Annotated in this window: 29 protein-coding genes; 28 read left to right on the forward strand and 1 reads right to left on the reverse strand. The window is 56.4% G+C overall.

Annotated elements, in window-relative coordinates; translation table 11 throughout:
- The 19 genes from rpmC to rplQ all read left to right on the forward strand — a co-directional run.
- Positions 1 to 130 (forward strand): 50S ribosomal protein L29 (gene rpmC / locus AXW11_RS14045; RefSeq protein ID WP_286792403.1); only part of this gene is annotated, 130 nt, incomplete at its 5' end.
- A 1-nt stretch (position 131) separates the two neighbouring features.
- Positions 132 to 398, forward strand: a complete 267-nt coding sequence (gene rpsQ, locus AXW11_RS14050; protein WP_007154006.1) for a 30S ribosomal protein S17 — start codon at positions 132 to 134, stop codon at positions 396 to 398.
- 58 nt (positions 399 to 456) lie between these two features.
- Positions 457 to 825, forward strand: a complete 369-nt coding sequence (rplN, locus tag AXW11_RS14055; RefSeq protein ID WP_007154005.1) for a 50S ribosomal protein L14 — start codon at positions 457 to 459, stop codon at positions 823 to 825.
- A 16-nt stretch (positions 826 to 841) separates the two neighbouring features.
- Positions 842 to 1,162, forward strand: coding sequence for a 50S ribosomal protein L24 (gene rplX / locus AXW11_RS14060; protein WP_007154004.1), 321 nt, complete (start codon positions 842 to 844; stop codon positions 1,160 to 1,162).
- Positions 1,163 to 1,177: 15 nt separating this feature from the next.
- Positions 1,178 to 1,717, forward strand: a complete 540-nt coding sequence (rplE, locus tag AXW11_RS14065) for a 50S ribosomal protein L5 (RefSeq protein ID WP_036203346.1) — start codon at positions 1,178 to 1,180, stop codon at positions 1,715 to 1,717.
- A 12-nt stretch (positions 1,718 to 1,729) separates the two neighbouring features.
- On the forward strand, positions 1,730 to 2,035 hold the full coding sequence (gene rpsN / locus AXW11_RS14070; RefSeq protein WP_007154002.1) for a 30S ribosomal protein S14: 306 nt from the start codon (positions 1,730 to 1,732) through the stop codon (positions 2,033 to 2,035).
- An 89-nt stretch (positions 2,036 to 2,124) separates the two neighbouring features.
- Positions 2,125 to 2,517 (forward strand): 30S ribosomal protein S8, encoded by a 393-nt coding sequence (rpsH, locus tag AXW11_RS14075; protein WP_007154001.1) that lies wholly within the window; start codon positions 2,125 to 2,127, stop codon positions 2,515 to 2,517.
- 9 nt (positions 2,518 to 2,526) lie between these two features.
- Positions 2,527 to 3,060: a 50S ribosomal protein L6 gene (rplF, locus tag AXW11_RS14080; RefSeq protein ID WP_036203349.1), complete on the forward strand. Its 534-nt coding sequence runs from the start codon at positions 2,527 to 2,529 to the stop codon at positions 3,058 to 3,060.
- A gap of 9 nt (positions 3,061 to 3,069) precedes the next feature.
- Entirely contained in the window at positions 3,070 to 3,417 is a 348-nt protein-coding gene (rplR, locus tag AXW11_RS14085) for a 50S ribosomal protein L18 (RefSeq protein WP_007153999.1), read from the forward strand.
- Between the two features lie 12 nt (positions 3,418 to 3,429).
- Positions 3,430 to 3,930, forward strand: a complete 501-nt coding sequence (gene rpsE, locus AXW11_RS14090; protein WP_007153998.1) for a 30S ribosomal protein S5 — start codon at positions 3,430 to 3,432, stop codon at positions 3,928 to 3,930.
- Positions 3,931 to 3,934: 4 nt separating this feature from the next.
- Positions 3,935 to 4,123, forward strand: a complete 189-nt coding sequence (gene rpmD, locus AXW11_RS14095; RefSeq protein WP_041335640.1) for a 50S ribosomal protein L30 — start codon at positions 3,935 to 3,937, stop codon at positions 4,121 to 4,123.
- A gap of 1 nt (position 4,124) precedes the next feature.
- Positions 4,125 to 4,559 (forward strand): 50S ribosomal protein L15, encoded by a 435-nt coding sequence (gene rplO / locus AXW11_RS14100; RefSeq protein WP_007153996.1) that lies wholly within the window; start codon positions 4,125 to 4,127, stop codon positions 4,557 to 4,559.
- A 17-nt stretch (positions 4,560 to 4,576) separates the two neighbouring features.
- The gene (gene secY / locus AXW11_RS14105; protein WP_007153995.1) at positions 4,577 to 5,899 is read left to right on the forward strand and encodes a preprotein translocase subunit SecY; all 1,323 of its coding nucleotides are present in this window, start codon (positions 4,577 to 4,579) and stop codon (positions 5,897 to 5,899) included.
- Positions 5,900 to 5,929: 30 nt separating this feature from the next.
- Entirely contained in the window at positions 5,930 to 6,043 is a 114-nt protein-coding gene (gene rpmJ / locus AXW11_RS14110; RefSeq protein ID WP_008174902.1) for a 50S ribosomal protein L36, read from the forward strand.
- Positions 6,044 to 6,184: 141 nt separating this feature from the next.
- Positions 6,185 to 6,541, forward strand: a complete 357-nt coding sequence (gene rpsM, locus AXW11_RS14115; protein WP_007153993.1) for a 30S ribosomal protein S13 — start codon at positions 6,185 to 6,187, stop codon at positions 6,539 to 6,541.
- 13 nt (positions 6,542 to 6,554) lie between these two features.
- Complete coding sequence (rpsK, locus tag AXW11_RS14120; RefSeq protein ID WP_007153992.1) at positions 6,555 to 6,944, forward strand: 30S ribosomal protein S11; 390 nt, start codon at positions 6,555 to 6,557, stop codon at positions 6,942 to 6,944.
- A gap of 18 nt (positions 6,945 to 6,962) precedes the next feature.
- Positions 6,963 to 7,583 carry a 30S ribosomal protein S4 gene (gene rpsD, locus AXW11_RS14125; protein WP_007153991.1) on the forward strand — a complete coding sequence of 207 codons (621 nt, stop codon included), beginning with the start codon at positions 6,963 to 6,965 and terminating at the stop codon, positions 7,581 to 7,583.
- Between the two features lie 35 nt (positions 7,584 to 7,618).
- Positions 7,619 to 8,623 (forward strand): DNA-directed RNA polymerase subunit alpha, encoded by a 1,005-nt coding sequence (locus AXW11_RS14130; protein WP_036203352.1) that lies wholly within the window; start codon positions 7,619 to 7,621, stop codon positions 8,621 to 8,623.
- A gap of 33 nt (positions 8,624 to 8,656) precedes the next feature.
- Positions 8,657 to 9,055 carry a 50S ribosomal protein L17 gene (rplQ, locus tag AXW11_RS14135; protein WP_007153989.1) on the forward strand — a complete coding sequence of 133 codons (399 nt, stop codon included), beginning with the start codon at positions 8,657 to 8,659 and terminating at the stop codon, positions 9,053 to 9,055.
- 72 nt (positions 9,056 to 9,127) lie between these two features.
- On the opposite strand, the gene uvrA is transcribed toward rplQ, so the two are convergent.
- Positions 9,128 to 11,959, reverse strand: coding sequence for an excinuclease ABC subunit UvrA (gene uvrA, locus AXW11_RS14140; protein ID WP_041335643.1), 2,832 nt, complete (start codon positions 11,957 to 11,959; stop codon positions 9,128 to 9,130).
- 195 nt (positions 11,960 to 12,154) lie between these two features.
- Between uvrA and AXW11_RS14145 the strand changes: the two genes are divergently transcribed.
- The 9 genes from AXW11_RS14145 to AXW11_RS14185 all read left to right on the forward strand — a co-directional run bounded on the left by AXW11_RS14145 (position 12,155) and on the right by AXW11_RS14185 (position 20,452).
- A complete protein-coding gene (locus AXW11_RS14145; RefSeq protein WP_036203361.1) occupies positions 12,155 to 13,525 on the forward strand; it encodes an MFS transporter in 1,371 nt (456 codons plus the stop codon).
- Between the two features lie 58 nt (positions 13,526 to 13,583).
- Positions 13,584 to 14,111: a single-stranded DNA-binding protein gene (gene ssb / locus AXW11_RS14150; RefSeq protein ID WP_075195655.1), complete on the forward strand. Its 528-nt coding sequence runs from the start codon at positions 13,584 to 13,586 to the stop codon at positions 14,109 to 14,111.
- 160 nt (positions 14,112 to 14,271) lie between these two features.
- Positions 14,272 to 15,180 (forward strand): biogenesis protein MshI, encoded by a 909-nt coding sequence (locus tag AXW11_RS14155; protein ID WP_091644457.1) that lies wholly within the window; start codon positions 14,272 to 14,274, stop codon positions 15,178 to 15,180.
- Positions 15,177 to 15,785 (forward strand): PilN domain-containing protein, encoded by a 609-nt coding sequence (locus AXW11_RS14160; RefSeq protein ID WP_091644459.1) that lies wholly within the window; start codon positions 15,177 to 15,179, stop codon positions 15,783 to 15,785. The genes AXW11_RS14155 and AXW11_RS14160 overlap by 4 nt, the downstream gene beginning before the upstream one ends.
- Positions 15,782 to 16,480: a type II secretion system protein M gene (locus AXW11_RS14165; RefSeq protein WP_075195658.1), complete on the forward strand. Its 699-nt coding sequence runs from the start codon at positions 15,782 to 15,784 to the stop codon at positions 16,478 to 16,480. The genes AXW11_RS14160 and AXW11_RS14165 overlap by 4 nt, the downstream gene beginning before the upstream one ends.
- Position 16,481: 1 nt before the next feature.
- A complete protein-coding gene (locus AXW11_RS14170; protein WP_041335648.1) occupies positions 16,482 to 16,793 on the forward strand; it encodes a hypothetical protein in 312 nt (103 codons plus the stop codon).
- Positions 16,790 to 18,526, forward strand: a complete 1,737-nt coding sequence (gene mshL, locus AXW11_RS14175; RefSeq protein ID WP_041335651.1) for a pilus (MSHA type) biogenesis protein MshL — start codon at positions 16,790 to 16,792, stop codon at positions 18,524 to 18,526. Before AXW11_RS14170 ends, mshL begins: the two co-directional genes overlap by 4 nt.
- Position 18,527: 1 nt before the next feature.
- Positions 18,528 to 19,367 carry an ExeA family protein gene (locus tag AXW11_RS14180; RefSeq protein ID WP_041335653.1) on the forward strand — a complete coding sequence of 280 codons (840 nt, stop codon included), beginning with the start codon at positions 18,528 to 18,530 and terminating at the stop codon, positions 19,365 to 19,367.
- Positions 19,364 to 20,452 carry a tetratricopeptide repeat protein gene (locus AXW11_RS14185; protein ID WP_041335656.1) on the forward strand — a complete coding sequence of 363 codons (1,089 nt, stop codon included), beginning with the start codon at positions 19,364 to 19,366 and terminating at the stop codon, positions 20,450 to 20,452. Before AXW11_RS14180 ends, AXW11_RS14185 begins: the two co-directional genes overlap by 4 nt.

Below are 20,452 nucleotides of genomic sequence, written 5' to 3' on the forward strand. Positions count from 1 at the left end.
CCTGAAGGAGCAGTTCAACCTGCGCATGCGTAAGGCGACAGGTCAGCTGAATCAGTCTCATCTTCTTCCGAAGGTGAAGCGTGACATTGCTCGCGTGAAAACAGTTATGAATGAAAAGGCAGGACAGTAACATGACTGAAGCTACCCAAACTGCCAGAACCCTGAGCGGCAAGGTCGTGAGCAACAAAATGGAGAAATCCATTGTGGTTCTGGTTGAGCGCCAGGTTAAGCATCCTCTGTACGGTAAGTACATGAAGCGTTCATCCAAAATTCATGCTCACGACGAGAGCAATCAGTGCAACATCGGTGACACCGTTACAATCCAGGAAACCCGCCCGGTCTCCAAGACCAAAAGCTGGGCTCTGGTGGAAGTCACCGAACGCGCATCGAAGGTGTAACTCGCCCGGACGGTGAGTCTTGTCGTAACGGCAAAGTGGTTTCTGCTGGAGAATAACCATGATTCAGACTCAAACAATGCTTGAAGTCGCGGACAACAGTGGTGCACGTCAGGTGATGTGCATCAAGGTCCTGGGCGGTTCACATCGGCGTTATGCCAGCGTTGGGGATATCATCAAGGTAACCGTTAAGGAAGCCATCCCCCGCGGTAAAGTGAAAAAAGGCCAGGTCCTGAAAGCTGTCGTTGTACGTACCCGTAAAGGTGTGCGTCGTCCCGACGGGTCGCTTATTCGTTTCGACGGAAACGCGGCAGTACTTCTGAACAATCAGGACGCACCCATTGGTACCCGTATCTTCGGACCGGTTACCCGTGAACTGCGAAATGAGAAGTTCATGAAAATTATTTCACTGGCACCCGAAGTACTTTAAGGACCAGAGGCCGGTTATGAAAAAGATCAAACGAGATGACGAAGTAATCGTCACTACGGGGAAAGACCAAGGCAAACGTGGTAAAGTCCTGAAGGTTCAGGACGATGGCCGGGTTGTTGTTTCTGGGATCAATATGATCAAGAAGCACACCAAGCCAAACCCGATGCTCGGCACCCCAGGTGGCATCGTCGAAAAAGAAGCACCTATCCAGGCTTCCAACGTGGCTATTTTTAATCCGCAGACCGGCAAAGCCGATCGCGTAGGCTTCCAGATCAAGGAAGACGGCGCTAAAGTGCGGATCTTTAAGTCCACGAAAGAAGTCGTCGATAACCAGTAAGCGGTGGTGGTTACGATGCTTAACATGAAAGAGCAGTACAGTAAGGAAGTGGTACCCGCCCTGCAGAAAGAGTTCAGCTACAAGAACATCATGCAGGTGCCGCGTATCGAAAAGATCACCCTGAATATGGGTGTCGGCGAAGCGGTCGGTGACAAGAAGCTGATTGAAAATGCCGTGGCGGATCTTGAGCGCCTGGCAGGTCAAAAAGCCGTTGTCACTTTGGCACGTAAATCCGTAGCGGGCTTTAAAATCCGTGAAGGTTGGCCGATCGGTTGTAAAGTTACCCTGCGCGGTGAGCGTATGTGGGATTTCTTTGATCGTCTGGTTCACATTGCGGTACCCCGCATTCGTGACTTCCGCGGTCTGAATCCCAAGTCCTTCGATGGTCGCGGTAACTACAGCATGGGTGTGCGTGAGCAGATCATTTTCCCCGAGATCGAGTACGACAGAGTCGACAAGATCCGTGGACTTGATATCACCATTACCACCACTGCCGGTACCGACGATGAAGGTCGCGAACTGTTGAAAGCCTTCGGCTTTCCGTTCAAGAAATAAGGAACGAGTGTAATGGCTAAGGTTTCCATGAAGAACCGCGAGTTCAAGCGCGAAAAAACCGTTGCGAAGTACGCAGCGAAGCGCGCCGAACTCAAGGCGATTATCAAGAACCCGAATACCAGCGATGATGACCGTTGGGATGCACAGATGAAGCTGCAACAGCTTCCTCGTGATGCGTCTCCCTCGCGTCTTCGTAATCGTTGCCAGGTTACAGGTCGTCCCCACGGCGTTCTGCGCAAGTTCAAGCTGTCACGTATTAAGTTGCGTGAAGCTGGCATGCGCGGCGACGTCCCGGGCCTGACCAAAGCAAGCTGGTAAGGCAGGTACACTGACCGCAGGTCAGGTGCCCGTTGGTAAGCGGTGCGGCGCGCCGCTGCACAACTAAAAAGATCAGGAGTCTCATACCAATGAGTATGCAAGATACGCTTGCGGATATGTTTACCCGTATCCGTAATGCACAGATGGCACAGAAGGCCGATGTGGCCATGCCGTCTTCAAAGATGAAGATCTCCGTAGCCCAGGTCCTTAAGGACGAAGGTTACGTAGCCGATTTTTCCGTCTCAGCTGACGCGAAACCCGAGCTGACCATTAACCTCAAGTACTTCGGTGGCAAGCCGGTTATTGAGGAAATCAAGCGGGTCAGCCGTCCGAGTCTGCGCCAGTACAAGGGCGCTGGGGAGCTGCCGAAGGTATCCGGTGGTCTGGGAGTCGCGATTGTCTCTACGTCCAAGGGCGTAATGACAGACCGCGCTGCACGTGCTGCCGGCGTGGGTGGCGAAGTCATCTGCACCGTATTTTAGGAGATACACATGTCCAGGGTTGCCAATAATCCTGTCGTGCTGCCTTCCGGTGTTGAGGTTAAGCTGAACGGACAGGAAATTAATGTGAAGGGGTCCAAAGGATCGCTTCAATTCACCATCCACCATGTGGTAGAGGTCACGCAGGAAGAAAACGTTCTGCGCTTCGCACCCCGTGATGGAGCCAAACAGTCCCGCGCTCTTGCTGGTACTACCCGCGCATTGGTCAACAATATGGTGACCGGTGTGTCTACAGGCTTTGAGCGCAAGCTCGCGCTGACGGGCGTAGGCTACCGTGCCCAGGCGCAAGGTAAGAAGCTCAATCTGACGCTGGGTTTTTCACACCCGGTTGAGTATGAGCTGCCCGAGGGGATTACCGCTGAAACTCCGTCCAATACGGAAGTTGTGATTCGCGGAATCGACAAGCAACAGGTTGGCCAGGTCGCTGCAGAAGTCCGCGCATTCCGTCCGCCAGAGCCTTACAAAGGCAAGGGTGTGCGTTATGCGGATGAGCAGGTCAGACGCAAAGAAGCCAAGAAGAAATAAGGCGGGACTATGAGCGCGAATAACGAAAGATTGCGTCGCGCACGCAAAGTGCGCATGAAGATCCGTAAGCTGGGCACCAACCGCCTGTGTGTACATCGTACACCCCGGCACATGTACGCCCAGGTTACCACTGCAGACGGCAGCAAGGTGCTGGCGGCTGCCTCCACGTTGGATAAGGACCTGCGCCAGGGTGCAACCGGTAACGTGGACGCTGCCAAAAAGGTCGGTCAGTTGATTGCTGAGCGTGCCAAGGCAGCAGGTGTAGAGCAGGTCGCTTTTGACCGCTCCGGTTACCGTTATCATGGTCGCGTCCAGGCTCTGGCCGACGCAGCCCGTGAAGCTGGCTTGCAATTCTAAGAGGTGGAGAAGATGAGCGTTAACGAACAGAAGGCGCCTGAGCTCCAGGAGAAGCTGGTTCAGGTCAATCGCGTCGCCAAGGTTGTTAAGGGCGGTCGTATTTTTGCCTTCACTGCACTGACTGTAGTGGGTGATGGTAAAGGACGCGTTGGTTTCGGTCGTGGCAAGGCGCGTGAAGTGCCGGTTGCGATCCAGAAAGCGATGGAAGCTGCACGCAAGAACATGGTCGACATCCCGCTTGACGGAAATACCCTGCAGTACGCGGTTAAAGCGCAGCATGGTGGTTCCAAGGTCTACATGCAGCCTGCATCAGAAGGTACCGGTATCATCGCCGGCGGCGCTATGCGTGCCGTACTGGAAGTAGCGGGTGTGCAGAACGTACTGTCCAAGTGTTACGGGTCCACCAACCCGGTGAACGTGGTACGTTCCACCATCAAGGGTCTCCAGGCAACTCAAGCGCCTGAAGATATTGCAGCCAAGCGCGGTAAATCCGTGGAAGAGATTCTGGGTTGAAGTCATGGCGAACGCAAAAACGATCAAAGTAACACTGACCCGCAGCCCCATCGGCTGTCAGCCCAAGCACAAGCTGTGCGTCAAGGGCCTGGGTCTCCGTAAAATCGGTCACACCGTGGAAGTGGAAGATACCCCTTCCATCCGCGGGATGATCAGCCGGGTTAACTACCTGGTGCAGGTAGAGGAGAACTAAGATGCGTCTGAACGAACTTAGTCCGGAGCCTGGTTCACGTCCTGCCGCCAAGCGCGTGGGTCGCGGTATCGGTAGCGGCCTCGGCAAGACCGGTGGTCGTGGTCACAAGGGTCTTAAGGCCCGTTCCGGCGGCAGTGTCGCGCCTGGTTTCGAGGGCGGCCAGCAGCCGTTGGCCCGTCGTCTGCCGAAATTCGGTTTCACCTCGCGCCAGCAGCGCTATGTGGCTGAAATTCGTCTGAACGAACTGGCGAAAGTCGACGGTGACGTAGCTGATCTCGAGGCCCTGAAGAAGGCTGACATCGTTCGCGAAGAAATTCGTGAAGCGAAGGTTATTCTGTCCGGCGAACTGAGCCGCGCAGTGACTGTCAAGGGTCTGAAGGTGACCAAAGGCGCACGCGAGGCGATCACTGCCGCGGGCGGTAAAGTCGAAGACTAAGGCGAGTCGAGGACTAAATGGCCAAGAACGCATCATTGCCTGCGGGCGCGGGTAAAGGACTGGCAGAGCTGCGATCGCGGCTCTGGTTCGTCTTCCTGGCATTGCTGGTGTACCGGATCGGTGCCCACATCCCGGTGCCGGGTATTAACCCCGACCGTCTGGCGGCACTGTTTGAACAGAACCAGGGCACAATCCTGAGCATGTTCAACATGTTTTCCGGTGGTGCGCTTGAGCGGATGAGCATCTTCGCACTTGGTATCATGCCGTATATTTCAGCCTCTATTATTATGCAGTTGATGACAGCGGTCAGTCCGACGCTGGAGCAACTGAAGAAGGAGGGTGAAGCTGGCCGTCGCAAGATAAGCCAGTACACGCGGTATGGTACGGTTATCCTGGCCCTGGTTCAGGGCTTTGGTATTTCTGTCGGGCTGGCATCCCAGGGTGTGACCTTCAACGACAGCTTCAGCTTCCACTTTGTGGCTGTGGTATCCTTTGTCAGTGGTGCCGTGTTCATGATGTGGTTGGGTGAGCAGATCACCGAGCGCGGCGTCGGCAACGGGATTTCCCTGCTGATTTTTGCCGGTATTGTTGCTGGCCTTCCAGGTGCCATAGGGCAGACCCTGGAGCAAGCGCGTAACGGCGAGATGAGTCTGTTGGTGGTTCTGGGTATTGGTATCCTGGCGGTTGCTGTAATTGGCTTCGTGGTGTTTATGGAGCGTGGTCAGCGTCGACTGACGATCAATTACGCGAAGCGCCAGCAAGGTCGGCGGGTATTTGCTCAGCAGTCCAGCCATTTGCCTTTAAAAGTGAATATGGCAGGCGTTATTCCGCCGATCTTCGCTTCCTCCATTCTGCTGTTCCCGGCGTCGCTGGGGCAGTGGTTCGGTCAGGGCGAGGGCATGGAATGGCTGAGTGATATTTCCCAGGCATTGGCACCTAGCCAGCCGCTATACATCATTCTGTTCGCAGCAGCAGTCGTTTTCTTCTGCTTCTTCTATACAGCGTTGATGTATAACCCGAAAGAAGTTGCGGATAACCTCAAGCGCTCAGGCGCGTTTATTCCGGGCATTCGTCCGGGCGATCAGACTGCCAAGTATATTGATGGTGTGCTGACCCGCCTGACTCTGTTCGGTGCAATGTACATTGCAGCAGTGTCCCTGTTCCCTCAGTTTCTGATGGTTGCCGGGAATGTACCGTTCTATCTGGGCGGCACGTCTCTGCTGATTGTTGTAGTCGTGGTGATGGATTTCATGGCTCAGGTTCAGTCGCACCTGATGTCTCATCAATATGATTCGTTGATGAAGAAGTCCAATCTCAAGGGCTATGGTCGGAACGGATAATTTCGTTCCCCTTGAAAACTGGAGTCGACAATGAAAGTACGCGCTTCGGTAAAGAAAATTTGCCGTAACTGCAAAGTAATTCGTCGCAATGGCTCAGTACGAGTCATTTGCTCGGAGCCTCGCCACAAGCAGCGTCAGGGTTAATCCTTACGGATTCAGCACTGACATTGTAAAGGGTACGATTAATGGCGCTTGACCTCAGGTGGGGTCAGGCGCTATTATTTCGCGCCCTTTTATAGTGGCGGAAAATTCACACAGCAAAGCTTTGAACGCGGAGTAATTTGGATGGCACGTATAGCCGGTGTCAATATACCCGATCACAAACATGCTGTTATCTCTCTGACTTACATTTTTGGAGTCGGTAAGACAGCAGCCCAGAAGCTTTGCGATGCAACCGGTGTTAAGCCGGACGTCAAGGTCAAGGACCTGTCCGACGAGCAGCTTGAATCACTTCGTACAGAAGTAGGCAAGCTGGCCGTTGAAGGCGATCTGCGTCGTGAAGTTCAGATGAACATTAAGCGTTTGAAGGATCTCGGTTGCCACCGTGGTCTGCGCCACCGTCATGGACTCCCTGTCCGTGGCCAGCGCACAAAGACCAACGCCCGCACCCGTAAAGGTCCTCGCAAACCTATTCGTAAGTAACAGGTAGGCAAACATGGCAAAGCCAGGTACACGTACCCGTAAAAAGGTGAAAAAGACGGTTGTTGATGGCGTCGCGCACATTCACGCGTCCTTCAACAACACTATCGTGACCATTTCTGACCGTCAGGGCAACGTATTGTCCTGGGCCACTTCTGGTGGGTCCGGTTTCCGTGGGTCACGCAAGAGTACACCTTTTGCTGCGCAGGTAGCAGCTGAAAGAGCCGGTAATGCGGCTGCTGAATACGGCCTTAAAAACCTGGACGTAGAGGTTAAAGGTCCGGGGCCCGGACGTGAATCTGCGGTTCGTGCGCTGAACGCGTGCGGCTACAAGATCACTAACATCACTGATGTGACGCCGATTCCCCATAACGGTTGTCGTCCGCCCAAAAAGCGCCGCGTCTAACACAGGAGACAGTGAATTATGGCTCGTTACATAGGCCCGAAGTGCAAGCTGTCTCGTCGTGAAGGGACAGATCTTTTTCTGAAGAGCGGTGTTCGCGCGCTCGATTCAAAGTGCAACATCGAGACTCCGCCGGGTATGCACGGCGCGCGTCGCGGTCGTCTGTCCGAATATGGCGTACAGCTTCGTGAAAAACAGAAAGTCCGTCGTATATACGGCGTGCTGGAGAAGCAATTCCGCAACTATTACAAAGAGGCCGCCCGCATCAAGGGTGCAACCGGTGAGAACCTGTTGCAGCTGCTGGAAGGCCGTCTTGATAACGTTGTCTATCGCATGGGTTTTGGTTCTACCCGTGCTGAGTCCCGTCAGCTCGTTTCTCACAAAGCGATCCTGGTCAACGATAAGCTGGTGAACATCCCGTCTTATCAGGTCCGTCCGGGTGATGTTGTGAGCGTGCGTGAGAAGGCAAAAAACCAGCTTCGCGTTAAAGGCGCGCTGGATCTGTCTTCCAGCCGCGCACCGGTGAGCTGGGTAGAGGTCGACGCCAGCAAGATGTCCGGCGTTTACAGGTCAGTGCCCGAGCGCACTGAATTGCCGGCCGACATCAACGAGAACCTCATCGTCGAGCTTTACTCCAAGTAAAGCCCAGTTAGCAACGAGAGCAATTAGGGGCGTCTATGCAGCGTTCAGTACATGAGTTATTGACACCTCGTACCATTGACGTGAAAGAATCAAGCGCCATGCGCGCCAAAGTGACCCTGGAGCCTCTGGAAAGGGGCTTCGGTCATACTCTTGGTAGCGCACTGCGTCGGATACTCTTGTCCTCAATGCCGGGCTGTGCCATTACCGAGGCACAGATCGACGGCGTGTTGCACGAGTACAGCGCGATCGAAGGTGTTCAGGAAGACGTCATTGAGATTCTTCTGAATCTTAAAGGCGTGGCCGTGAAAATGGGCGGCCGGGACGATGCCGAGGTAACCCTCAGCAAGAAAGGCCCGGGCGTTGTCACTGCCGGTGATATCAAGCTGGATCACGATGTCGAGATCACCAACCCGGAACATGTGATCTGTCACCTGAGTGCCAATGGTGAAGTGAACATGCGTCTGAAGGTTGCCCGTGGTCGCGGCTATGAGCCTGCTGATCAGCGGGGTCTGGACGAGGACGAAACTCGCGCCATTGGACGCCTGCAACTGGACGCAACTTTCAGTCCGGTCCGCCGTGTTGCCTACGCCGTGGAAAGTGCACGGGTAGAACAGCGCACCGACCTGGACAAGCTAGTTATTGATTTGGAAACCAATGGTACGATCGACCCGGAAGAAGCGATTCGCCGGGCCGCGACCATCCTCCAGCAACAACTGGCCGTGTTTGTTGATTTCGATCACGAGAAAGAACCCGAGCGTGTTGAGGAAGAGGAAGAAATTGATCCGATTCTCCTGCGTCCGGTTGATGATCTGGAATTGACAGTGCGTTCAGCTAACTGCTTGAAAGCTGAGAATATTTACTACATCGGCGATCTGATTCAGCGCACTGAAGTTGAGCTGCTGAAGACGCCTAACCTTGGTAAAAAGTCGCTTACTGAGATCAAGGACGTGCTCGCGTCCCGCGGTCTGTCACTGGGTATGCGTCTTGATAACTGGCCGCCGGCTAGCCTTCGTGGCGACGATCGGGTCCTGGGCGGTTAATCGCCGATTAGTTTAAGGTAAGGAATCAGAGCAATGCGTCATCGTAAGAGTGGTCGTAAGTTCAGCAGGACCAGTGCGCATCGCAAGGCCATGTTCCGTAACATGACTGCGTCACTGGTTGAACACGAGCTGATCAAAACTACGCTCCCGAAAGCGAAAGAACTTCGCCGGGTAGCGGAGCCTTTGATCACGCTGTCAAAGAATGATTCGGTCGCGAATCGTCGTCTGGCGTTTTCTCGCCTGCGTGACGATGCGGCGGTTGCCAAGCTGTTCAATGAGCTTGGTCCCCGTTACAACGAGCGTCCGGGTGGTTACCTTCGTATCCTGAAGTGTGGCTTCCGTGCCGGCGACAATGCCCCCATGGCATTTGTAGAGCTGGTTGGTCGTCCGCTGGACATCGAAGCAGAAGAAGTGGACGAAAGCGAAGATTAAGTTTTTCGCCAAGCCCATAAAAAACCGGAGGTTAATCCCTCCGGTTTTTTTATGTCTCATCACTTGTAGTGTTTATGTCCGATTCTGGGCCAAGACGCCCTTCAGGTACCGCCCGGTATGTGACCCCGTCTCTGCGGCAACATGCTCTGGCGTCCCTTCCGCAATGATCTGACCGCCACCGGAGCCGCCTTCGGGCCCAAGGTCAATGATCCAGTCCGCCGTCTTGATCACATCCAGGTTGTGCTCGATCACTACGATGGTGTTGCCATGATCCCGAAGTCGCTGCAGTACGGTCAGTAGTTGCTGGATGTCGTAGAAGTGCAGGCCGGTAGTGGGCTCATCAAGAATGTAGAGTGTCTTGCCGGTATCGCGCTTGGACAGTTCCTTGGCCAGTTTGACGCGCTGGGCCTCGCCTCCGGAAAGGGTGACTGCACTTTGCCCGAGGCGGATATACGATAGCCCGACGTCCATCAGCGTTTGCAGCTTGCGAGCGAGGAACGGAACCGGGTCGAAAAATTCGCGGGCTTCTTCTACGGTCATCTCCAGCACTTCGTGAATGCTCTTGCCCTTGTATCGGACTTCCAGAGTTTCGCGGTTGTAGCGCTTGCCTTTGCAGACATCGCAGGGGACATACACGTCCGGCAGGAAGTGCATTTCTACCTTGATCACGCCGTCGCCCTGACAGGCCTCACAACGACCGCCCTTAACGTTGAAGCTGAAACGGCCCGGTTTGTATCCGCGGGAACGGGCTTCCTGGGTGCCTGCAAACAGTTCACGTATCGGAGTGAACAGTCCGGTGTAGGTCGCCGGGTTGGAGCGGGGTGTCCGGCCTATGGGGCTCTGGTCGATGTCGATGACTTTGTCGAGCTGGTCCAGCCCTTTCAGGGATTCATAGGGCGCGTGGCTCAGGCTAGTGGCTTTGTTGAGCTTTGCAGCACACACCGGATACAGGGTGCTGTTGATCAGCGTGGACTTGCCGGAGCCCGAAACGCCGGTGACACACGTCATAACACCCAGCGGTAAGGTTAATGTGACACCTTGCAGGTTGTTTCCGGTCGCGCCTGCCAGTACCAGTGGTTTACCCTTCCGGCTATGGCGTTGTTCAGGGATCGCGATCTCTTTTTCGCCGCACAAGTACTGCCCGGTGAGGGAGTCCTTGGAGGCGATGATGTCTTCGGGCGTGCCTTGGGCAATGATGTGGCCACCGTGCACGCCTGCACCCGGCCCGATATCGATCACGTGATCCGCAGCCCGGATGGCGTCTTCGTCGTGCTCGACAACGATAACGGTATTGCCCAGATCCCGCAGATGGAACAGTGTGGCCAGTAGGCGATCGTTATCCCGTTGGTGCAGGCCAATGGATGGTTCATCGAGAATGTACATGACGCCCACAAGGCCGGCACCGATCTGGCTCGCCAGCCGTATGCGCTGGGCTTCGCCGCCGGAGAGTGTATCGGCGCTGCGTTCAAGGGTCAGGTATTCCAGGCCAACGTTAACGAGGAATTGCAGTCGCTGACGAACTTCCTTGAGGATTTTTTCGGCAATTTCGCCCTTGCGGCCAGGAAGGGCAAGTTGTCCGAAATAGTCATGGGCGTCGCCGACAGGCATGTGGGTGACGTCCGAGATGTTGTTCTTCTCAACAAACACATGCCGGGCGCTGCGTCGCAGTCGTGAGCCGCCGCACTCTTTGCAGGGCTGCGTGCTGAGGTTGCGGGCCAGTTCCTCTCGCATGCTCTGTGATTCGGTTTCCCGGTAGCGGCGCTCGAGGTTTGGCAGGATGCCCTCAAAAGGGTGGGCCTTCTCCATGATGTGGCCGCGCGAGTTTACATAGCGGAATGGGACGTCTTCGGTTCCCGTGCCGTAGAGCAGCGCCTGACGAAAATCCTCCGGCAGGTCCTCCCAGGGAGTGTCCATGTTGATGTCGTAATGTTCGGCCACACTGGTCAGCATCTGGAAATAGTACACGGCCCTGCGGTCCCAGCCCTTGATGGCGCCCTCGGCAAGGGTGGCCTCTGGGTGCTGGACGATCTTTTCGGCATCGAAGAATTGCTTGACGCCCAGGCCATCGCAAGTCGGGCAGGCGCCGGCAGGGTTGTTGAAGGAAAACAGTCTTGGTTCCAGCTCGCTGATGGCGTATCCGCACTGGGTACACGCGTAGCGGGCAGAAAACGTATGTTCGTCTCCCTCATTATCCATGGGGGCAACGAGCGCGATGCCATCAGCCAGGCCCAGAGCGGTTTCAAAACTCTCGGCAAGCCGTTGCTCAAGCCCCGGTTTGACCTTGAAGCGGTCGACCACCACGTCAATCTGGTGCTTCCGTTTCTTGTCCAGTGTTGGAACGTCATCGATATCGTAAACACGACCGTCCACCCGCAGGCGGATAAAGCCCTGGCTGCGCATCGTGTCGATGACCTGCAGGTGCTCCCCCTTGCGGTCACGGATGACCGGAGCGAGGATCATCAGCTTGCTGTCATCGGGCATGGCCAACACCTGATCCACCATCTGGCTTACAGTCTGGGCCTCTAGTGGCAGATCGTGATCCGGGCAGCGGGGCTCGCCAGCGCGGGCAAACAGCAGGCGAAGGTAGTCGTAGATTTCGGTGATGGTACCGACGGTAGAACGGGGGTTGTGGGAGGTGCTCTTCTGCTCGATCGAAATGGCCGGCGACAGGCCTTCAATATGATCCACGTCTGGCTTTTCCATCATCGACAGAAACTGCCTTGCGTAGGTGGACAGTGATTCCACGTACCGACGCTGTCCCTCGGCGTAAAGCGTGTCAAACGCCAAAGAAGATTTGCCAGAGCCGGACAGCCCGGTGATAACGATCAGCTTGTCCCTCGGCATATCCAGGTCAATGTTCTTCAGATTGTGGGTTCGTGCCCCTTTGATCTGGATATGGTCCATAACACCTCGCAGTCGGAAAAAACGCAAATTATACCGTGTTTGGCCCCCGCCCGGCCAAGTGCCCGGGACTTTTAAGCAGGTAAATGCACAATGCCCTGCCTGCATGGCTTCTGTTACAATGCGCGGCGATTTCCTGAAGGGCATGTGCCCCTTCTGAACCCTCGTTTCCGGACACAGTAACAGGTCAGGCATCTCATGAATTCACTGGAAAGACGCTCTGTTGCAGCACTGGCATCTGTGTATGCCATGCGGATGCTTGGGCTCTTTATGGTGATGCCAGTGTTCGTGCTTCTTGGCAGTGATCTTGACGGCGCAACACCGGCGCTGATTGGTCTGGCCATCGGTGCCTATGGTCTGAGCCAGGCGCTGCTGCAGATTCCGTTTGGCATGCTGTCTGATCGCGTTGGCCGTAAACGGATGATCTACATCGGGCTGGTACTTTTCGCCGCAGGCAGTTTGCTGGCAGCCTCCACAGACTCCATATACGTTGTAATCGCTGGTCGGATTCTTCAGGGCGCGGGCGCCATCGCCAGTGTTTTGATGGCGTTATTGAGTGATCTGACGCGGGAGGAGGAGCGGACCAAGGCTATGGCAACGGTCGGCATCTCCATCGGCCTGTCATTTTCTGTATCGCTGGTTCTGGGGCCCTTGCTGGGGTCTGTCTCTGGTTTGTCCGGCATTTTTTATGCCACTGCCGTACTCGCGTTGGTGGCAATAATGATCGTCAATCGCGTGGTGCCAACACCCCATGAGCACAAGTCCAGTGCGGATACCCATCCGGCCAGGGCAATGTTGCAAACCGTCCTGTCTGATGGCCGACTGCTGAGGCTGGATTTCGGAATTTTTGCATTACACCTGGTGTTGACCGCGATGTTCCTGGTGTTTCCAACCCTGCTTCAGAATCGGCTGGGGCTTCCCGCTTCGTCACATTGGTGGTTCTACCTGACGGTTATGGTGGCCTCTTTCTTTGCCATGGTGCCGTTTATTATCGTTGGGGAGAAAAAGCGCCGGATGAAACCTGTTTTTTGTGGTGCCATCGCGCTGCTTGCCCTATCAACCGCTTGTGTTGGCGCGCTTGGTGGTGGGCTTGCGATGGCCTGGGGGGTGCTGTTCTTCTTCTTTATGGCGTTTAACCTGCTGGAGGCCAGTTTGCCGTCTCTGGTCAGCAAAGAATCGCCGGCAGCGGCAAAAGGCACTGCTATGGGGGTCTATTCCACGTCGCAATTTTTTGGGGCATTTCTGGGTGGGGCGGTTGGTGGTATTCTGCTCGAGCAGTTGGGTCTTCAGGGCGTGCTTTGGTTTATGGTGGGTGCGCTGCTGATATGGCTCGCGGTGGCGTTGACGATGTCGACCCCGGGCCATACCACCAGTTTCGTGGTACAGTTGCAGCCTGTGGTTTACAGTCAGTTTGATGAGATTGATGACACGCTGAGAAGCATCCCCGGGGTGCAGGATGTTGTCATCCTGGAGGAGGCGGAAACTGCCTACCTGAAGGTGGATCGTCAAACATTTGATGAACTGTCGCTTGCGGGCTTTTCATTTGTCCGGCAGGGCAGCCAATCTTGAAATTCGGAGGTCTGCAGGGAAGGCAGGCCATCCCTGAAAACAGAGTCAGGAGCAGATCATGGCACGAGGCGTAAACAAGGTTATTCTGATTGGGAATCTGGGGCAGGACCCGGAAACCCGCTATACCCCGAATGGCAATGCGGTGGTGAACCTCAACCTTGCAACCGATGAAAGTTACAAGGACAGGCAAACAGGCCAGTTGGTGCCGAAAACCGAGTGGCACCGGATTGTGATGTTCGGCAAGATTGCCGAGGTGGCTGGTCAGTACCTGCGTAAGGGCTCAAAGGTCTACATCGAGGGTAAGTTACAGACGCGCAAGTGGCAGGGGCAGGATGGTCAGGATCGCTACACCACCGAGGTAGTGGTGGACATCAACGGCCAGATGCAGATGCTCGACAGTCGTGGTGGCGAAGGCGGCGGCATGAGCCAAGGTGCTCCCGCTGGCCGTCCGCAGCAAGCGGGCAATGCCGCGCCAGCAGCCGCGGGCCCGTCTGGGCAGCAATCCGGAGGCGGGGGCTACAGTCAGCCGTCACAAGGCAGCATGCCGGAACCGGTTGATGACTTCGACGACGACATACCCTTCTAGGGTTAGTTACAAAAAGCCCCCGCCAAGCGGGGGCTTTTCTGTTAACGAGTTGCAAAAAGCAGTGAAATAGAACAATAAAACATGGAATTACGTTTACTTTTTCAACTACTATTAAAGTCACTATAAGAATCGTCCATTTTTTAGGCATCGAGGCTTTCGAGTGGCCCTGAGCTTTATTAAAAGCTTTCTGAATCGTTCCGATAAACGGCAGCAGATCTATCTGGAAATTCGTCCTGACGGCATCGCGTGGGCGGAATCCGGAGGTAGCGCGGCTTTTGCCGATTGCTTGCCGGCAAAGCGGGAGTCTGTTCTCCGTGCATTAGTCGGCGAGCGCGCCTGGGCCGGTGTCGATACCACTCTGGTTTTACCGATGGATCAATACCAGGTGTTCCAGTTGGAGCGCCCTGAGGGCGTTGAAGACTCGGAGCTTGGTGATGCCCTGAAGTGGAAACTCAAGGACATTCTCGATTTCAATCCGTCCGATGCAGTCTGCGATGTATTTCCGTTTCCGGAAGATGCTTCCCGTGGCCGCGGGGACCTGGTTAACGTGGTTGCCGCCAGAAAGTCTCTCGTTAGTGAGCTGGTTGCACTGGTCGAGGCATGCGATCTGGCGTTGATTTCCATTGATATCGCCGAGTTGGCTCTACGTAACCTGGTGCCCCGTATTGATCCCGATCATCGGGGGGCGGCCGTGGTGCACATGCGCGAGCGGTTCGGGCAGATGATCGTCTGTAAAGGCGAAACACTGTACCTGTCGCGACGGCTGGACGTGACTTCGGATGACCTCCGGGATGCAGCGCGGCAGGAAAATGCCGTGCAGTCTTTGGCCCTTGAGATGCAACGCTCCCTCGATTATTACGAAAGCCAGTTGGGGCAAGTTCCCCCTGCCGTCATTCGCCTGGTGGCGCGTGACAACCTCATGCCATTGCCCTCCATGCTTGCCTCCTATGTGGCCGCCACCGTTGAAACGCTGGATTGGTCGCCTTACGGTCTTGATCAACCCTTGGACAGCCGCTGCCTGGTTGCCTGGGGCGCAAGTCTGGTGCCGACCGGCAAGGGGGCAAAATGATCCAGCAGGTCAACCTCTATACCGATGAACTGCGTCCCCGAAAGGAGAAACTGCAGGCCCGGATGGCGTTGTCCATTCTGGCCCTGGCGCTGGTTGTGATTGTGGTTTCCGCAGGGGGTGTCCGATATCAGGCGTCGCACTTGCAGGCGCAGGTCGATTCTCGGCAGGCACAGAATGATCAGCTACAGCGTGCGGTGGAACAATTGACCACTGAGGCGGAAGCCCGCCAACCCGACCCTGAGGTTGAAGCCGCCCTTGAGCGTGTAACCGCGACGTTGGCACGAAGGCAGCGATTGCTGAGTCGTGTGGAGGACCTGGTGGCCAGCGAGGCTGCGGGGTTTTCAGCACAGCTGTCGGCATTAGCCCGACAGGTGCCGCAAGGACTCTGGCTGACCCGCATCCGTCTGGACGGTCATCAGGGGAATGTTGCGTTGGCTGGCAGGTCGCAGTCTGGGCGACTTGTGCCGATATACCTCGAAAAGCTTAGCGGGGAGCCCGCCTTCGTGGGCAAGACCTTCGGCAGCTTCCGGCTTGACCGAGAGGAAGACGGGCGCTGGATCGAGTTTCAGGTTGCCACGGACAGGAACTGGGAGGGTGCTGAATGAAACAGGCCTTTCGTCAGCAATTTGATAGAGGCACTGCCTGGTTCGATGACCGCCCTGTTCGCGAGCGGGCAATGATTACTGTAACCGCCGTGGTCCTGGTTCTTTTTGTTGGCTGGGAACTGTGTGTAGCGCCTGTGATGGGCCGCAACGACCAGCTCCAGTCCCGCCTGGATTCTTTGGCCAACACTCAGGCGTCGTTGCTTGAGCAACAACAGGTGTTAACCGCACGCTTGTCCTCCGACCCGTCCCAACAAATTCGGGACAGGCTCGCGGCGCGCCAGCAGCGTCTTGACCAACTCGATGAGGAACTGGCCAAAACCACCGGACGGCTGATCGCGCCGAGGGCCATGGTGGGATTATTGCGGGACATCCTGGCGGCCCAGGACGAACTTGAGCTGCTGGGTGTTGAATTGATGCCGCCTGTGCCCGTATTTGAGGACGGTCCCGGCACGCCAGAAGACACTAACAGCAATGACAACAATGAAACCCGTGAGCCGTTGCTGTTCGCACACGATGCGGAAATTGCCATTCGTGGAGGCTATATGGACGTGCTGGCTTACCTCGAGACCCTTGAAGCCATGGACGCCCGCCTCGGTTGGGTGCTGCTTGACTATGATGTCAGTGAGTATCCGCACAACGAGATCCGGGTTCGGGTCAGGACATTGAGCCTGGACCGCGCATGGTTGGGAGTCTGAAATGAGGGTGTTGCTGATCGTATGGATGTTGGCTGCCGGGTATGCCTTTGCCCTTGAGGATCCAACCCGGCCGAGCGGCTTTTCAGGCAGTGCGCCACAGTCAGAACCGGCGAGGGAGTTTTCACTGGCGTCGATATTTATTGGCAATAATCGCAGGTTGGCGGTTATCGATGGAGAGGCCCGCAGGGAAGGGCAGGCGTTTGAGGGGGTTCGCATTCGGCGGATTTACCCCGACCGGGTTGAGCTGGTTGATCAGGGAAGAGTGCGCGTTCTACGCCTGGACCCCCTTCCGCAAGTGCGGAGTTCGCAATGACAGACAAACGAGCTGCTATGACACTGAATCGAACGTTTTTGACCGTGCTGCTGGCAACGTCACTGGCCGCCTGCAGCAATAACCCGCTGATGCGCACCAGCCAGGCCACCTCAACGGACGCTGCCCAGTCGATTGATGACGCGCTGGCGGAGGCCGAAGCCAAATCCGCGTTGCAGCGTGCCGAGCGGGAACAGGCCGCGCGGGCAGGTGTTCCGGAAGAAGTCAGTGCGGCCCTGATGCCGTCGCTGTCTGCTGACACGGATGACGAGGAACGGTTCGATGTCGATGCCCGTGGCCTTGCCGCCGGCCCGTTCTTCGAAGCACTGGTGGATGGTAGCCGGTATAACGTGGTGGTTCATCCCGGTGTTGACGCGGTTGTTGACCTGAGGCTCCGGGACGTGACTGTCCCTGAAGTTATGGATATCGCCAGCGACCTCTATGGCCTGGATATTCAGCGCAACGGGCGACTGTTTCAGGTAAAGGCAGAAAGCGTCCAGACTCGGATGTTCCCGATCGACTACCTGCACTTCAAGCGCAGTGGCGGCTCCGAAACCCGTGTCAGTTCAGGGCAGGTCAGCAGTTCACGTGACAATTCAACCGGTGCGGGTACGTCGCAGGACAATTCCGACAACACTTCAACGGCGAATCTCGTTGGCACTCGCATCTCCACCGAGACCGAGTCCGATTTCTGGACCGATATTCAGCGCGCGCTGCAAATGATCGTAGGGTCAGAGAGCGGCAATCAGGTGATCATCAATCCCGGCGCGGGGCTGGTGATGGTGCGCTCCGATGGAAAGTCCCTGGCGCAGGTGGAAGAGTACCTTCGCCGAACTCAGTTGATTATGCAACGGCAAGTGGTGCTGGAAGCCAAGATCCTGGAGATTGGTCTGAACGAAGGCTATCAGCAAGGCATTAACTGGGCAGATATCCAGAGTGCGTCAAGCGTGACCGCATCGGATGGCTTGCCGGAAGATTTTACCGCACAGGCTCTGGCAGGGCAGGTGATTACTACCTCAGATATCGGTGGGTTGTTCTCGGCCAGCGTCCGGGCGGGTGACTTTACCGGGTTGATCGAATTGCTTGGCGAGCAGGGCAACGTGCAGATTCTCTCCAGCCCCCGAATTTCGACCGTCAACAATCAAAAGGCGGTTATCAAGGTTGGCACCGACGAGTTTTTCGTAACGGACATCGACTTCAACAACAACAACTCGGCAGTGACAGCCACTGACCGGACTTCCACCTCAGTGGAACTGACTCCGTTTTTCTCCGGGATTTCTCTCGACGTTACCCCACAGATTTCAGAAGACGGCGCCATTACCCTGCACGTGCACCCCTCCGTGAGTGAGGTGAATGACCAGAAGAAGGTGATCACGGTGGGTGACCGGGACGTCACGCTGCCTTTGGCACTAAGCACGGTTCGCGAGACCGACAGTGTGATCCGCGCCGAAAGTGGCCAGATTGTGGTGATTGGCGGATTGATCCAGAACACCAGCGAAGACAACAACTCGGCAGTGCCCTTCTTCAGTGAAATTCCCCTGTTGGGAGAGTTGTTTAAACAGCGCCGGTTCCAGTCTCGCAAGAGCGAGCTGGTCATCCTGTTGCGCCCCGTGGTTGCCGGCAGCCAGCAGATGAATGCGGATGTATCGGCCAGTCGCGACCGGATGCGGGTTCTGCGGGAACTGCTGGAGTCTTCCGAGTCTGTGAAACCCCAACCGGAGAAAGCCAGGCGCTAGCATGTACGAAGCTCATTTCGGACTGCAGGAAGCACCGTTTGCATTGACGCCCAACACCCGGTATTTCCTCCGGGCACGCAGCCACAGCGATGCGCTGGAACTGCTGTTGGTGGCCTTGCGTGAGCGGGAAGGCTTTATAAAAATCACCGGCGAGGTTGGTACCGGCAAAACCCTGCTGTGCCGGTTGTTGCTCAATGAACTGGAGCGGGATGCCCATACGGCCTACATTCCCAACCCGCACCTGACACCGGAGACCCTCTACGAGGCAGTGGCCGAGGAACTGGGTGTGGACGTTGGGCGATGCGCCAACACCCACCAGATACTGAAAGCTCTGAACGAGCGCCTGATTGCGCTGGCCATGGAGCAACGCCAGGTGGTGCTGGTGATTGATGAAGCCCAGGCCATGCCCGAGGAAACCATCGAGGCGCTGCGTCTGTTGACCAATCTGGAAACCGAAAGTGCCCGGCTATTACAAGTGGTGCTGTTCGGGCAACCGGAACTGGACCAGATACTCCAACGAGACAGCATGAGGCAGCTACGGCAACGGATTACGTTCCAGTACCGTCTGGCGCCGTTGGACAAGGTGTCGGTGGCACAGTATCTCAGGCATCGCCTGTCCCAGGCGGGGTACAACGGCGGTGATCTGTTTGCACCCTCCGCGCTGCGTTTGATTTCCCGCTCATCCGGTGGCATCCCGCGGTTGGTCAATATTATCGCCCATAAGTCCCTGTTGTCAGCGTGGGGCCGGGGCGACCACCAGGTCAGCCGCTGGCACGTGATGCAAGCGGTCAGGGACACTGACAGCGCCCGCGTGCCCAACCTTCTGGTGAGGTGGCTATGAGTTTGCTTAATGATGCACTGCGGGCTGCCGAGCAGCGCCAGGACAGGCCTGTGGCGCCCGGAGTCTATGCAGGTGGTCAGGCGCAGGCTGGCAATCGCAAGCCCGTGTTTATGATTGTGTTGGTGGTTCTGGCGATCGTCGTTGCTGGCCTTGGTGGCTACTGGCTGTTCTCGATCAACTCCTCTTCTGCCTCCGCAGAAACGGCGGAAGCCGAAAAGCCATTGTCGTCGCCTGCAATGGTTGAGCCGGAACCGGTTCAAATACAGGCATCCACCCCGCAGACACCCGCGTCACAAAACCCGGCGCCAGAGCCGTTGTCACCGGAACCGCTGTCACCGGAACCCATGGAACCCGACACCACGCAGCAGGAGCCAGCCCAGTCGCCCCCTGCCTCGGTGGCGAAAAGGGAAAAGGTTGAACCGTCATCGACGGAGCCAGAGAAAGAGGCAGAAACAGAAGCTAAGGAAACGGAACCCGAAAAGACTGCCATGGCTGATGTGAAACAGGTGCCGGAAACGCCGGCTGCGACCGATCGCAGCACTGCAAGGGACCTGGAAAGGTTGGTGGCGCAGGGCCGTATTACCGACGCAGAGCGCCGTCTTGCGGCCCTGACCCGGGAGCAGGACGCCCCCCGCAGCCGCTATGTGGTTGCCAGGGCATTGCTGGTTGATGGCAAACAGGATCAGGCCCTTGGCTGGCTGCCCGCGGAGGTTACCGCACAAAACCCGGCTTTGCGTTTGCTGAGAGCAAGGGCCCTGCACGCCAACAATGATCTGGGTGCGGCCCTCAACACACTGACGTCGAGCATTCCGCCTGTGGAAGGACATGCCGAATACCGCGTTACGCTGGCAACGTTGCTGCAACAACAAGGTGACAGTGCAGAAGCCGCCCGGCACTGGGCGGTACTGATTGCCTGGGATGACAGCCAGGCTCCCTGGTGGGTGGGGCTGGCGATTTCCCTCGAGACACAGGGCGAGCTGGCCGGAGCGGCCAGGGCCTACCGGCAGGCAGCCGAACTTCCGGGATTGCCCCGGTCGTTGGCCGACTACGTACAGCAACGCCTGCAGGCATTGCGGGCAGGATGA

Origin of the sequence: Marinobacter sp. Hex_13 (assembly GCF_001566815.1) — a bacterium.
Lineage (GTDB): Bacteria > Pseudomonadota > Gammaproteobacteria > Pseudomonadales > Oleiphilaceae > Marinobacter > Marinobacter salarius.

Bases quoted from the DNA above. Each gene is read 5' to 3' on its own strand.
- rpsQ (WP_007154006.1), top strand. From the start codon at position 132: ATGACTGAAGCTACCCAAACTGCCAGAACCCTGAGCGGCAAGGTCGTG.
- rplN (WP_007154005.1), top strand. From the start codon at position 457: ATGATTCAGACTCAAACAATGCTTGAAGTCGCGGACAACAGTGGTGCA.
- rplX (WP_007154004.1), top strand. From the start codon at position 842: ATGAAAAAGATCAAACGAGATGACGAAGTAATCGTCACTACGGGGAAA.
- rplE (WP_036203346.1), top strand. From the start codon at position 1,178: ATGCTTAACATGAAAGAGCAGTACAGTAAGGAAGTGGTACCCGCCCTG.
- rpsN (WP_007154002.1), top strand. From the start codon at position 1,730: ATGGCTAAGGTTTCCATGAAGAACCGCGAGTTCAAGCGCGAAAAAACC.
- rpsH (WP_007154001.1), top strand. From the start codon at position 2,125: ATGAGTATGCAAGATACGCTTGCGGATATGTTTACCCGTATCCGTAAT.
- rplF (WP_036203349.1), top strand. From the start codon at position 2,527: ATGTCCAGGGTTGCCAATAATCCTGTCGTGCTGCCTTCCGGTGTTGAG.
- rplR (WP_007153999.1), top strand. From the start codon at position 3,070: ATGAGCGCGAATAACGAAAGATTGCGTCGCGCACGCAAAGTGCGCATG.
- rpsE (WP_007153998.1), top strand. From the start codon at position 3,430: ATGAGCGTTAACGAACAGAAGGCGCCTGAGCTCCAGGAGAAGCTGGTT.
- rpmD (WP_041335640.1), top strand. From the start codon at position 3,935: ATGGCGAACGCAAAAACGATCAAAGTAACACTGACCCGCAGCCCCATC.
- rplO (WP_007153996.1), top strand. From the start codon at position 4,125: ATGCGTCTGAACGAACTTAGTCCGGAGCCTGGTTCACGTCCTGCCGCC.
- secY (WP_007153995.1), top strand. From the start codon at position 4,577: ATGGCCAAGAACGCATCATTGCCTGCGGGCGCGGGTAAAGGACTGGCA.
- rpmJ (WP_008174902.1), top strand. From the start codon at position 5,930: ATGAAAGTACGCGCTTCGGTAAAGAAAATTTGCCGTAACTGCAAAGTA.
- rpsM (WP_007153993.1), top strand. From the start codon at position 6,185: ATGGCACGTATAGCCGGTGTCAATATACCCGATCACAAACATGCTGTT.
- rpsK (WP_007153992.1), top strand. From the start codon at position 6,555: ATGGCAAAGCCAGGTACACGTACCCGTAAAAAGGTGAAAAAGACGGTT.
- rpsD (WP_007153991.1), top strand. From the start codon at position 6,963: ATGGCTCGTTACATAGGCCCGAAGTGCAAGCTGTCTCGTCGTGAAGGG.
- AXW11_RS14130 (WP_036203352.1), top strand. From the start codon at position 7,619: ATGCAGCGTTCAGTACATGAGTTATTGACACCTCGTACCATTGACGTG.
- rplQ (WP_007153989.1), top strand. From the start codon at position 8,657: ATGCGTCATCGTAAGAGTGGTCGTAAGTTCAGCAGGACCAGTGCGCAT.
- uvrA (WP_041335643.1), bottom strand. From the start codon at position 11,959: ATGGACCATATCCAGATCAAAGGGGCACGAACCCACAATCTGAAGAAC.
- AXW11_RS14145 (WP_036203361.1), top strand. From the start codon at position 12,155: ATGAATTCACTGGAAAGACGCTCTGTTGCAGCACTGGCATCTGTGTAT.
- ssb (WP_075195655.1), top strand. From the start codon at position 13,584: ATGGCACGAGGCGTAAACAAGGTTATTCTGATTGGGAATCTGGGGCAG.
- AXW11_RS14160 (WP_091644459.1), top strand. From the start codon at position 15,177: ATGATCCAGCAGGTCAACCTCTATACCGATGAACTGCGTCCCCGAAAG.
- AXW11_RS14165 (WP_075195658.1), top strand. From the start codon at position 15,782: ATGAAACAGGCCTTTCGTCAGCAATTTGATAGAGGCACTGCCTGGTTC.
- AXW11_RS14170 (WP_041335648.1), top strand. From the start codon at position 16,482: ATGAGGGTGTTGCTGATCGTATGGATGTTGGCTGCCGGGTATGCCTTT.
- mshL (WP_041335651.1), top strand. From the start codon at position 16,790: ATGACAGACAAACGAGCTGCTATGACACTGAATCGAACGTTTTTGACC.
- AXW11_RS14180 (WP_041335653.1), top strand. From the start codon at position 18,528: ATGTACGAAGCTCATTTCGGACTGCAGGAAGCACCGTTTGCATTGACG.
- AXW11_RS14185 (WP_041335656.1), top strand. From the start codon at position 19,364: ATGAGTTTGCTTAATGATGCACTGCGGGCTGCCGAGCAGCGCCAGGAC.